This is a genomic window from Massilia sp. X63 (assembly GCF_041023745.1).
GTDB lineage: Bacteria > Pseudomonadota > Gammaproteobacteria > Burkholderiales > Burkholderiaceae_D > Telluria.
Genome location: NZ_JBFTEF010000006.1, coordinates 71,032 through 83,239, shown reverse-complemented (window position 1 = coordinate 83,239; position 12,208 = coordinate 71,032). Strand labels below are relative to the sequence as shown.

Annotated in this window: 9 protein-coding genes; 8 read left to right on the top strand and 1 reads right to left on the bottom strand. The window is 66.1% G+C overall.

All coding sequences use genetic code 11. From position 1 onward, the window contains the following. Positions 1-57 precede the first annotated feature (57 nt). The 6 genes from pgi (at position 58) to tal (ending at position 6,837) form a co-directional block, all read left to right on the top strand. On the top strand, positions 58-1,701 hold the full coding sequence (gene pgi / locus AB3347_RS13800) for a glucose-6-phosphate isomerase (RefSeq protein ID WP_369092381.1): 1,644 nt from the start codon (positions 58-60) through the stop codon (positions 1,699-1,701). Positions 1,702-1,719: 18 nt separating this feature from the next. Then, on the top strand, positions 1,720-2,619 hold the full coding sequence (locus AB3347_RS13795) for an SMP-30/gluconolactonase/LRE family protein (RefSeq protein WP_369092380.1): 900 nt from the start codon (positions 1,720-1,722) through the stop codon (positions 2,617-2,619). A 170-nt stretch (positions 2,620-2,789) separates the two neighbouring features. Continuing rightward, a complete protein-coding gene (gene zwf / locus AB3347_RS13790; protein WP_369092379.1) occupies positions 2,790-4,259 on the top strand; it encodes a glucose-6-phosphate dehydrogenase in 1,470 nt (489 codons plus the stop codon). Between the two features lie 11 nt (positions 4,260-4,270). Continuing rightward, on the top strand, positions 4,271-5,125 hold the full coding sequence (locus tag AB3347_RS13785; RefSeq protein WP_369092378.1) for an SIS domain-containing protein: 855 nt from the start codon (positions 4,271-4,273) through the stop codon (positions 5,123-5,125). Positions 5,126-5,304: 179 nt separating this feature from the next. Continuing rightward, a complete protein-coding gene (locus tag AB3347_RS13780; protein WP_369092377.1) occupies positions 5,305-5,805 on the top strand; it encodes a GAF domain-containing protein in 501 nt (166 codons plus the stop codon). A 99-nt stretch (positions 5,806-5,904) separates the two neighbouring features. Continuing rightward, positions 5,905-6,837 carry a transaldolase gene (tal, locus tag AB3347_RS13775; protein WP_369092376.1) on the top strand — a complete coding sequence of 311 codons (933 nt, stop codon included), beginning with the start codon at positions 5,905-5,907 and terminating at the stop codon, positions 6,835-6,837. Between the two features lie 139 nt (positions 6,838-6,976). Here the strand turns inward: tal and AB3347_RS13770 are convergent, their stop codons facing one another. Next, a complete protein-coding gene (locus AB3347_RS13770) occupies positions 6,977-7,597 on the bottom strand; it encodes a TetR family transcriptional regulator (protein ID WP_369092375.1) in 621 nt (206 codons plus the stop codon). Between the two features lie 154 nt (positions 7,598-7,751). On the opposite strand from AB3347_RS13770, the gene AB3347_RS13765 reads away from it, so the two are divergent. Together AB3347_RS13765 and AB3347_RS13760 are read left to right on the top strand one after the other, a co-directional pair. Continuing rightward, the gene (locus AB3347_RS13765; RefSeq protein WP_369092374.1) at positions 7,752-9,020 is read left to right on the top strand and encodes an efflux RND transporter periplasmic adaptor subunit; all 1,269 of its coding nucleotides are present in this window, start codon (positions 7,752-7,754) and stop codon (positions 9,018-9,020) included. 24 nt (positions 9,021-9,044) lie between these two features. After that, entirely contained in the window at positions 9,045-12,206 is a 3,162-nt protein-coding gene (locus AB3347_RS13760) for an efflux RND transporter permease subunit (protein ID WP_369092373.1), read from the top strand. Positions 12,207-12,208: the final 2 nt, after the last annotated feature.

Sequence of the window (12,208 nt, the reverse complement as noted above, 5' to 3'; positions counted from 1 at the left end):
CGTTAATCTGCTATTGACAACATTGTGCCATCGGCACCGCTCATCGACACTGACCTTATGCGCCAGCCAACCTTGACCTCCACCGCCAGCTTCCAAGCCCTTGAAAACCACGCAGCCGAGGCTGAAAACTGGGAAATGCGCGCGCTCTTCGCCGCCGACCCGCAGCGCTTCGCGCGCCTGTCCGTCGAAGCGGCGGGGCTGTTCCTAGACTATTCAAAAAATCGCCTCGACGGGCGCACGCTTGAACTGCTGGCGGCGCTGGCACGCGAGCGTGGCGTCGAGCAGCGGCGCGACGCGATGTTCGCCGGCGAACGCATCAACAACACCGAAAACCGCGCGGTCCTGCACACTGCCCTGCGCGCCCCGCGCGGCAGCACGCTCGTGGTCGACGGCCAGGACGTGAATGCCGACGTGCATGCGGTGCTCGACCGCGTCAGGAGCTTCAGCGACGCCGTGCGCAGCGGCGAATGGCTGGGCCACACCGGCAAGCCGATCACCGACATCGTCAACATCGGCATCGGCGGCTCGGACCTGGGCCCGAAGATGGTCGTGCTGGCGCTGCGCCACTACACCCATCCGCGTCTGCGCATGCATTTCGTGTCGAACGTGGACGGCCACGACATGGACGCGGCGCTGTCGCAGGTCGATCCGGAAACCACGCTGTTCATCGTGGCTTCCAAGACCTTTACCACCGCCGAGACCATGATGAATGCGCAGACCGCGCGCGCCTGGTTCCTCGAGCGTGCACCCGAAGAGGCCCTCGCGAAGCACTTCGTCGCCGTCTCGACCAACCTTGAGGCCATCAAGGCGTTCGGCATCGACCCGGCCAACATGTTCCCGTTCTGGGACTGGGTCGGCGGCCGTTACTCGGTGTGGTCGGCAATCGGCCTGTCGGTGGCGCTGGCGGTGGGCTTCGGCTACTTCAGCGACTTCCTGGCCGGCGCCCACGCCATGGACGAGCACTTCCGCAGCGCGCCCGTCGAGCAGAACATGCCGATGCTCCTGGCCCTGGTCGGCTTCTGGAATCGCGAATTCCTCGATGCCCACTCGGTCACCATCGCCCCTTACCACCAGGACCTGAACCGCTTCCCGGCCTACCTGCAGCAGCTCGACATGGAGAGCAACGGCAAGTGCGTCACCCGCGACGGCGACCCGGTCGACACCCCGACCTGCCCGGCGATCTGGGGCGAGCCCGGCACCAACGGCCAGCACGCCTACTTCCAGCTGCTGCACCAGGGCACCGACCTGACGCCGATCGACTTCATCGCCGCGCTGCGTCCGGCGCACGAGATGGAACACCACCATACCGCCCTGCTGGCGAACTGCTTCGCCCAGTCGGAAGCCTTCATGAAGGGCAAGACCATCGACGAGGTGCGCGCGGACCTGCGGGCGCAGGGCCTGGCCCCGGAGGAAGTCGAACGCCTGGCGCCGCACAAGACCTTCCCGGGCAACCGCCCGAGCAACACCATCCTGATGGAACGCCTGACCCCGTCCACCCTGGGCGCCCTGATCGCGCTGTACGAGCACAAGACCTTCGTGCAGGGCGTGATCTGGAACGTCAACAGTTTCGACCAGTGGGGCGTTGAACTGGGCAAGGTGCTGGCGAAGAAGATCGAAGCCGAGCTGGCGGGCGATGCCCAACCGGACAATCACGACAGCTCCACCAACGGCCTGATCGCCCGCGCCAAGGCCGCTTTCTGAACCTGATCACGACATTCCATGGCAAGCGATAAATTTGAAGTAGTGCACGACGCGCCGATGCTCGTCGGCGAAGCGGCAACCTGGCACGAGGTCGAGTCGGCGCTGTACTGGGTGGACATCAACGGCCGCACGGTCAACCGGGTGCACCCGGCCAGCGGCAAGTATTCGTACTGGAAGATGGGTTCGGAACCGTCGGCGCTGGCCATCGACGGCGACAACAACCTGGTCGTGGCGACGCGCACCGGCCTGGTCTGCCTGAACACCACCAGCGGCAAGGAAACCCCGATCGCCGACGCCCCCTACGACACCGGCATCGTGCGCTTCAACGACGGCCGCGTGGACCCGGCGGGACGCTTCTGGATCGGCACCATGTACGAGCCGCGCGACCAGCCGGCCGCCGAGATGTACGTGCTCGAGCGCGGCCAGCTGCGCCGCGCCTGGGCCGGCAACATGACCAACTCGAACGGCCTGGCCTGGAGCCTGGACGGGCGCACCATGTTCCATGCCGACACCACCACGCACCGGATCGACTGCTACGACTTCGACCCGGCCACCGGCGCGCATGCGAACGGGCGCACCCTGAAGACCTTCCCACAGGATAAGACGGCGCCGGACTACGGCGGCCGGCCGGACGGCGCCACCGTCGACAGCGAAGGCGCCTACTGGGTGGCCATGTTCGAAGGCGGCCGCGTGCTGCGCATCGCCCCGAGCGGCGAGATCCTGCGCGAAATCCTGCTGCCGCTGCGCTGCCCCACCTCGGTCGCCTTCGGCGGGCCGGACCTGCGCACCCTGTACATCACCAGCGCCAGCCATGGCCGGACGGCCGAGGAGCTGGCGCGCTATCCGCTCAGCGGCAAGCTGCTGTCGATCCGGGTCGACGTGGCCGGTCGCGAAGAGCCGGAATACATCCACCGTTGATGGCGGACGGGCGGCCACCTGCCGCCCATTCGATACCGGACCGGATTGCCGGGCGGCGCCGCCCACCCGGCACGGCGTCCAACCCAGCCATTACGTAGTAGATTTTCTTGCTAAGCCAATATTGGTGTAGTAAATTTACACACCACGCTTCCACTTCTTCCCCGATTCCCATGGCCCTTTCCGATTTCGACCTCGTTTTCTTTGGCGGCAGCGGCGACCTTGCAATGCGCAAGCTGCTCCCCGCGATGTATGCGCGCGACGTCTGCAACGACCTGCCCGATACGGCCCGCATCGTCTGCGTTGGCCGTGACGACTTCTCGCAGGAAGACTTCCTCCGGTTCATCGAGAAAAATTCGAAGCCGCATATCAAGGAAACGCCGCAGGACGAAACCTGGGCACGCTTCCTCAAGCGCATCGTCTACGTGGCGCTGAACGCCACCGACGTGTCGACCTTCGGCCCGCTGGTGGAGGCCCTCCGCAAGGACGAAGCGCTGACCCGCGTCTACTACCTGGCGACGCCGCCGCATCTGTTCGCGACCATCTGCGACAACCTGGCCGAAACCAGGCTGGTCTCGCCGAACTCGCGCGTGGTGCTGGAAAAGCCGCTGGGGCGCGACCTGGCCTCGGCCAAGCAGATCAACCTGGATGTCGGCAAGGTCTTCCTTGAGACGCAGATCTACCGGATCGACCACTACCTGGGCAAGGAGACCGTGCAGAACCTGCTGGCCCTGCGCTTCGGGAACATCCTGTTCGAGCCGCTGTGGCGCCGCGAGTGGATCTCGGACGTGCAGATCACCATCGCCGAGAAGATCGGCGTGGGCAACCGCCTGGGCTACTACGACACCTCGGGCGCGCTGCGCGACATGCTGCAGAACCACCTGCTGCAGCTGCTGTGCATCGTGGCCATGGAGCCGCCCACCTCGATCGCGCCGGATGCCGTGCGCGACGCCAAGCTGCAGGTGCTGCGCTCGCTGAAGCGCTTCACCCCGACCACGCTGGCCCAGAACATCGTGCGCGGCCAGTACCGTTCCGGCCACATCGACGGCCAGGCGGTGCCGGGCTACCGCGAGGAGCCGGGTGCGCCGAAGGGCTCGAAGACCGAAACCTTCGTGGCCATGAAGGCCGAGATCGACACCTGGCGCTGGGCCGGCGTGCCCTTCTACCTGCGCACCGGCAAGCGCATGGCCGACCGCCTGGCCGAGATCGTGGTGCGCTTCAAGCCGATCCCGCATTCGATCTTCAACCAGCCGACCTCGAGCTTCCAGCCGAACAGCCTGGTGATCCGCCTGCAGCCGGACGAAGGCCTGTCGATGAACCTGATGGCCAAGACCCCGGGCGACTCGATGCGCCTGAAGCAGGCCGAGCTCGAACTCGACTTCCGCGAGCAGTTCACCAGCCCGCGCATGGAAGCCTACGAGCGCCTGCTGGTCGACGTGCTGCGCGGCCAGCTGACCCTGTTCATGCGCGGCGACGAGCTGGAAGCGGCCTGGGAATGGGTCGAGCCGATCCTCGAGTACTGGGAACAGAACGACAGCGCGCCAGTGCCGTACACCTCGGGCACCTGGGGTCCTGCCGCCTCGAGCGCCCTGATCGGACGCGACGGGCTGCAGTGGCGCGAAGAAGTGCTGCCTGAAGACTGACGGCTACCATCATGCTGCTCGATTCCATCCGCTCCCAGCTCGACTCGCTGTCGAAATCCGAACGCAAGGTGGCGCTCGCCGTGCTGGCCGCGCCATCGAACACGGTGAGCCAGAACATCACCGCCCTGGCCAAGAGCGCGCAAGTGTCCGAGCCGACCGTGGTGCGCTTCTGCCGCACCCTCGGCTACGACGGCTGGCACGAGTTCAAGCTGAAACTGGCGCAGGGCCTGGCGCTGGCGCTGCCGGGCGCGAACGAGCAGCCGGCGCCGGACGACCTGGCGGCCGACCTGGTCAACAAGATCTGCAGCCGCTCGATCAACACCCTGCTCGACCTGCGCAACAACCTCAAGCCGGAACTGATCCAGAAGGCGCTCGACATCCTGTCGCGCGCCAACAAGATCGAGTTCTACGGCCAGGGTTCGTCGGGCTTCGTCGCGGCCGACGCCCAGCACAAGTTCTTCCGCTCGGGCGTGCCGACGGTGGCCTATACCGACCCGGCCATCCATTCGATCGCCGCGGCCCTGCTGCGCGAGGGCGACGCCGTGGTGGCGATTTCGCAGCGCGGCAACAACCCGGCGCTGACCCGCTCGGCCAAGCTGGCGCGGCGCGGCGGCGCCGACGTGATCGTGCTGGCGCCGTCCGGCACCCCGCTGGCCGAGATCGCGACCCTGTTCATCCCGATCGACCTGGTGTTCGCGATCGACCCCTACACGCCGATCTCGGCGCGCCTGGCCTACCTGGTGGTGATCGACGTGCTGGCGGTGGGCCTGGCGCTGCAACGCGGGCCCGAGTTCCGCAAGAAGATGCAGAACGCCCAGAAGGCGCTGCAGGAATTCGACATGCAGTTCGATTCGTTTATCGGCTAACGAGTCGCTCGCAAAATTGCCCCCCGGCCTTCGCCGGGATGACGGCCCGTCGTCCAGTGGCAGGTTCGACGCGTCGTTCCGGCGAAGGCCGGAACCCAGGTTCGTCACGCTCGCGCCGGCGCATCCGACTTGCCACAGGTGTAAAATACCCGGTTTCCATAGCATCCCGGGCCACGCCAATGCATATCAATCCCGAACGCACGTCCCGCCCCGACTACCCCTTGCTGGAACGCCAGGTCGAAAGCGTCCTCGAAGGCGAACGCACGCTGATGGCGAACGCCGCCCAGTTTTCCGCCCTCGTCTACGACACCCTGGCCGACCTGAACTGGGCCGGCTTCTATTTCACGGTTCCAGCCCGCAAGGGCGACGGCTACGACCTGCTGGTCGGCCCCTTCCAGGGCAAGCCGGCCTGCGCCCGCATCCCCTTCGGACGCGGCGTCTGCGGCACCGCCGCCGCCGAGCGCAAGACCATCGTGGTGCCGGACGTCCACGCCTTCCCTGGCCACATCGCCTGCGATTCGGCCTCGAATTCCGAGATCGTGATTCCGCTGATCAAGGACGGCGAGGTGGTCGGCGTATTCGACATCGACAGCCCCTCGCTCGACCGGTTCTCGGACGAAGACCGTGAAGGCCTGGAACGCATGCTGGCCGCCTTCCTGGACGGCACCGATTTCGTTTAAGGAGGGTTGAACCTGGATCCCGGCCTGCGCCGGGATCCAGGTTCCCTGCCGAAGCCATACACAGATTCCCAGTTTCACTCATCAACACCGAGCCCCAACATGAACCAACTCGAACAACTCAAGCAGTACACCACCGTGGTCGCCGACACCGGCGACTTCCAGTCGATCAAGGCCTACGCGCCGCAGGACGCCACCACCAATCCGTCGCTGATCCTGAAGGCCGTGCAGAAGCCGGAATACCGCCCGCTGCTGGAAAAGGCCATCGCCGACGCGCCGCACGCCTCGGTCGATGAAATCGTCGACAACCTCCTGATCGGTTTCGGCGTCGAAATCCTGAAGTTCGTGCCAGGCCGCGTCTCGACCGAGATCGATGCCGCCCTTTCCTTCGATACCGAAGGCACCGTCGCCAAGGGCCGCGAACTGATCGCCCTGTACGAAAAGGCCGGCGTGTCGCGCGAGCGCGTCCTGATCAAGATCGCCTCGACCTGGGAAGGCATCCGCGCCGCCGAGATCCTGGAAAAGGACGGCATCCACTGCAACCTGACCCTGCTGTTCTCGCTGTGCCAGGCCGTTGCCTGCGCCGAAGCCGGCGTCAAGCTGATCTCGCCCTTCGTCGGCCGCATCTACGACTGGTACAAGAAGTCGACCGGCACCGAGTACCAGGGCGCTGACGATCCGGGCGTGCAGTCGGTCAAGCGCATCTACCAGTACTACCGCAAGTTCGGCTTCGACACCGAAGTGATGGGCGCAAGCTTCCGCAACACCTCGCAGATCCTGGAACTGGCCGGCTGCGACCTCCTGACCATCTCGCCGGACCTGCTGCAGAAGCTGGCCGACGCCGACGCGCCGGTCGAGCGCAAGCTGGTGGCGGACGCCAACGCCGACATCGAGAAGATCGCGGTCGACGAGAAGAGCTTCCGCTTCATGCTGAACGAGGACGCGATGGCCACCGAGAAACTGGCCGAAGGCATCCGCGCCTTCGTGGCCGACTCGATCAAGCTGAAGAAGATGATCGAAGAGATGAAGAAGTAACAAGAAGACGCGCTTTCAAAGCGCGTTTTTTGTAGGGTGGGCGAGTTTCTCGCCCACGCGGTGATCGTTTGCAGCGAGATCATCCGGTGCAAAAACGGAGCCAGCAGGCATCACCGCGTGGGCGGCATAGCCGCCCACGCTACGAGACCCGCATGCCCGCCAGGTAGGTATCGATCACGGTCCCGCCCAGTTCGACCAGGTCGAACCAGGTCGGTTCGAAGATCCAGTTGCGGATCAAGCCATCCACCAGGATCCAGCCGCCCTGCGCCGCCGCCAGCGTCGCCACGCCGGGGCGCAGCATGCCTTTTTCCTGCGCCTGCTTCAGGTGCCCTTCCATGCGGTCCTGCCACAGGGTGATCGACTCGCTCCGGCGTGCCCGCACCGCATCGACCTCGTCGATGAATTCCGTCTTCAGCGTGGCGATCTCGAACACGCGGCGCGCCTTCGGGTCCTCGACCACGATGCGCAGCACCGTCATCATGTCGTCGCGCAGGCATTGCAGCGGATCCTTGACGTCGCGCTGGGTGTCGAGCTGCTGCATGGCCTCGTCCATCGGCATCTTGGCGCGGTCGAACATCGCGTTGAACAATGCGCCTTTGTCCAGGAAATGCCAGTAAATCGCACCGCGCGTTACACCCGCCGCGGTTGCAATATGCTGTAATGTCGTTCGTGATACGCCTTGTTGGGCGAACAATCTTTCAGCAGCGTCAAGGATGCTGTCGCGGGTCGCCGCAGCCTCCGCTTTGGTTTTACGTGCCATTTTTTCATTGCCCTTCGATTTGAGGGGACGCTCCAGCAATAAACATACAGCCGTGATAGTATATAAAACCATCCGTAAAAGCCAGTAAGGATTCGCGTGCAGTCGAAAGGTCTGCGCCGGATATCGAAACAACAATGAGAAGGAAGCATACGTAATGCGCTCAGACCACTCCTCCCTGTCCAGGCCCCTTTCACTGACCCGCGTCGCCGCCGGCACGCTGATGGCCCTTGCCCTGCTGTCGGGCTGCGGCAAGAAAGACGCTGCCCCGGGCGCAGGCGCCCCGGGCGGCGGCATGCCGGCGCCAGAAGTCGGCGTGATCACCACCAAATACGAATCGGTCGCGCTGCTGACCGAACTGCCGGCACGTGCCGAGCCGGTCCGCACCGCCCAGGTCCGCGCGCGCGTGGACGGCGTGGTGCTCAAGCGCCTGTTTACCGAAGGCAGCGAAGTCAAGCAAGGCCAGTCCCTGTACCAGATCGACCCGGCCCCTTACCAGGCGCGCCTCGCCGCGGCCCAGGCCGACGTCGGCAGCGCCCAGGCGACCCTGAACCAGGCCACCGCCCAGGCCGAGCGCTACAAGCCGCTGGTCGAGGCCAACGCCATCAGCAAGCAGGAATACACCAACGCCGTGGCCGCCCAGAAGCAGGCCGAAGCCGCCGTGGCGGCCGCCAAGGCCCAGGTGCGCATCGCCCAGATCAACGCCGGCTACGCCAATGTGTACGCCCCGATCTCGGGCCGCATCGGCCGCTCGCTGGTGACCGAAGGCGCGCTGGTCTCGAGCGCCCAGGCGACCGAAATGGCGCTGATCCAGCAGACCAACCCGATGTACCTGAACATCACCCAGTCGGCCAGCGACCTGCAGCGCCTGCGCAAGCAGGCCGGCGCAAGCGCCAAGGACGCCCCGGTGAGCGTGATCCTCGATGACGGCACCGAGCTGGCAAGCAAGGGCCGCCTGCTGTTCTCGGACGTCACCGTCGACCCGAGCACCGGCCAGGTCACGCTGCGCGCCCAGGTCCCGAACCCGGACAACGCCCTGCTGCCGGGCCAGTACGTGCGCGTACGCCTGGCCCAGGCCGAGGTCCCGAACGGCATCGTGGTGCCGCAGCAGGCCGTCACCCGCGGCGGCCCGCAGGGCGACACCCTGATGGTGGTCGGCGCGGACAACAAGCCGGCCCAGCGCGTCGTCAAGATCGGCTCGCAGCACGGCGCCAACTGGGTCGTCACCGATGGCCTCAAGGAAGGCGAACGCGTGATGGTCGACGGCTTCCAGAAACTGCAGATGCTGCCGCCGGGCACCCCGGTCAAGCCGGTGCCATGGACCTCGGCGTCGGCCGGCGCCCAGACCGCGGGCCAGGCCCCGGCCTCGGCGCCGTCCGGATCGACCCCGAGCGCCACCCCGGCGGCCGGCACCGCCCGCCGCTAAGCAGGACAGGAACAGGACTAATTCATGGCACGCTTTTTTATTGACCGCCCAATTTTCGCGTGGGTGATCGCGCTGTTCATCATGGTGATCGGCGCGGTCTCGATCACCCAGCTGCCGGTCGCCCAGTATCCGAACGTGGCGCCGCCGTCGATCGTGATCAACGCCGCCTACCCGGGCGCCTCGGCACAGACCCTGGAAGACTCGGTCATCTCCGTCATCGAACGCGAGATGAACGGTTCGCCGGGCCTGGTCTACATGGAATCGAGCAGCACCGCCAACGGCAGCGGCTCGATCACCCTGACTTTCGAAACCGGCACCAACCCCGAGCTCGCCCAGGTGGACGTGCAGAACCGCCTGTCGCGCGCGACCCCGCGCCTGCCCGCGGCGGTGAACCAGCAGGGCGTGCGCGTCGACAAGGTACGCGCCAACTTCCTGCTGTTTACCATCCTCTCGTCGGACGACCCGAAGTGGGACCCGATCGCGCTGGGCGACTACGCCTCGCGCACCGTGCTGCCTGAAATCCAGCGCATCAAGGGCGTCGGCACCGCGCAGCTGTTCGGTACCGAGCGCGCCATGCGCGTCTGGATCGACCCGGCCAAGCTGGTGGGCTTCCGCCTGTCGCCGGCCGACGTCAACAATGCGATCCGCAGCCAGAATGCCCAGGTGGCTTCGGGCACCATCGGCGAGCTGCCGCTGGCCCAGGGCCAGGAGATCACCGCGACCGTGGTCGTCACCGGCCAGCTCTCCACTGTCGAACAGTTCGGCAACATCGTGCTGCGCGCGAATCCGGACGGCTCCACCGTCCGCCTGAAGGACGTGGCCCGCATCGAGATCGGCGGCCAGGCCTACGGTACCTCGGCGCGCCTGAACGGCAAGCCGTCCACCGGTATCGGCGTGCAGCTGGCGCCATCGGGCAACGCGCTGGAAACGGCGCGCCTGGTCAAGGAGCGCATCGACGAACTGTCGAAGTTCTTCCCGGCCGGCGTCAAGGCCACGGTGCCGTTCGACAGCTCGAAGTTCATCGACATCTCGATCGAACAGGTGCTGCATACCCTGGTCGAAGCGCTGGTGCTGGTGTTCCTGGTGATGTATCTGTTCCTGCAGAACTTCCGCTACACGATCATCCCGACCATCGTGGTCCCGGTGGCCCTGCTGGGTTCGCTCGGCACGCTGCTGGCGCTGGGCTACTCGATCAACGTGCTGACCATGTTCGGCATGGTGCTGGTGATCGGTATCGTGGTCGACGACGCCATCGTGGTCGTCGAGAACGTCGAGCGCATCATGTCCGAAGAGGGACTGCCGCCGCTGCAGGCCACCCGCAAGGCGATGAGCCAGATCTCCGGCGCGATCGTCGGCGTGACCGTGGTCCTGATGTCGGTGTTCGTGCCGCTGGCCTTCTTCGGCGGCGCGGTGGGTAACATCTACCGCCAGTTCTCGGTCGTCATGGTGTCCTCGATCGCCTTCTCGGCCTTCCTGGCGCTGTCCCTGACGCCGGCGCTGTGCGCGCACTTCCTGAAACCGGTCGAGGCCGGCCACCACCACGAGAAGCGCGGCTTCTTCGGCTGGTTCAACCGCAAGTTCGCCGCCACCGCCAAGGGTTACGAAGGCTGGGTCGGCAAGCTGATTCGCGGCTCCGGCCGCGCGCTGGTCGCCTTCGTGCTGGTCTGCGGCCTGGTGGCGCTGTTCTTCACCCGCATGCCGAACTCCTTCCTGCCGAACGAAGACCAGGGCTACGTGATCGCCAACATCCAGTTGCCGCCGGGCGCCACGCTCGAGCGCACCAACGAAGTGATGCGCACCGCCGAGAACTTCATCATGAAGCAGCCGGAAGTGGCCAACATGGTCAGCGTGCTGGGCTTCTCGTTCTCGGGCGCCGGCCAGAACATGGCGCTGGCCTTCATCCCGCTGAAAGACTGGGACGAGCGCAAGGGCGAGAACTCGAGCGCCCAGGCCGTGGCCGGCCGCATCATCGGCGGCCTGTCGGGCGTGCGCGATGCCTTCATCTTCGCGCTGTCGCCGCCGCCGATCCCGGAACTGGGCCGCGGCACCGGCTTCAGCTTCCGCCTGCAGGACCGCGGCGGCAACGGCCACGAAGCCCTGCTGGCGGCCCGCAACCAGCTGCTCGGCATGGCCGCACAGAGCCCGGTCCTGGCCGGCGTGCGTCCGGAAGGCCTGGAAGACGCGCCGCAGGTCCGTCTGGACATCGACCGCGACAAGGCGCAAGCGCTGGGCGTGTCCTTCGACGCCATCAACACCGCGATCTCGACCGCGCTGGGCTCGTCCTACGTGAACGACTTCCCGAACGCCGGCCGCCTGCAGCGCGTCGTGGTGCAGGCCGAGGCCAGCGCCCGCATGCAGCCGGACGACCTGCTGCGCCTGAACGCCCTGAACAACCAGGGCCAGCCGGTGCCGCTGTCCTCGTTCGCGACCACCAAGTGGGTGACCGGCCCGATGCAGACCCTGCGCTACAACGGCTATCCGGCCATGAGCATCTCGGGCGACGCCAAGCCGGGCTATTCGACCGGCGACGCGCTGGCCGAGATGGAACGCCTGGCAGGCAAGCTGCCGGCCGGCTTCGCCTTCGAGTGGACCGGCCAGTCGCGCGAGGAACAGCTCTCCAGCGGCACCATGGGTATCCTGATGGCCTTCTCGCTGCTGGCGATCTTCCTGGCCCTGGCGGCGCTGTATGAAAGCTGGTCGATCCCGGTGTCGGTGCTGCTGGTGGTGCCTTTCGGTGTCCTGGGCGCCGTGCTGGCGGCCATGATGCGCGGCTACCCGAACGACGTGTACTTCAAGATCGGCCTGGTGACCATCGTCGGCCTGGCGGCGAAGAACGCGGTGCTGATCATCGAGTTCGCGAAGGACCTGCAGGCGCAGGGCAAGTCGCCGATGGAAGCGGCGATCGAGGCGGCGCACCTGCGCTTCCGCCCGATCATCATGACCTCGCTGGCCTTTATTCTGGGCGTGCTGCCGCTGGTGATCGCAGGCGGCGCCGGCTCGGCATCGCAGCGCGCGATCGGTACCGGCGTGATGGGCGGTATGATGACGGCTTCCACGCTGGGCGTGCTGTTCGTGCCGCTGTTCTTCGTCGTCGTGCGCAAGATCTTCAAGGGCAGCAAGCGCCAGCAGGAGAAGTATTCGCACCATGCCGACGAGGCCACCGCCGTCGAAGGAAAACAACCATGATC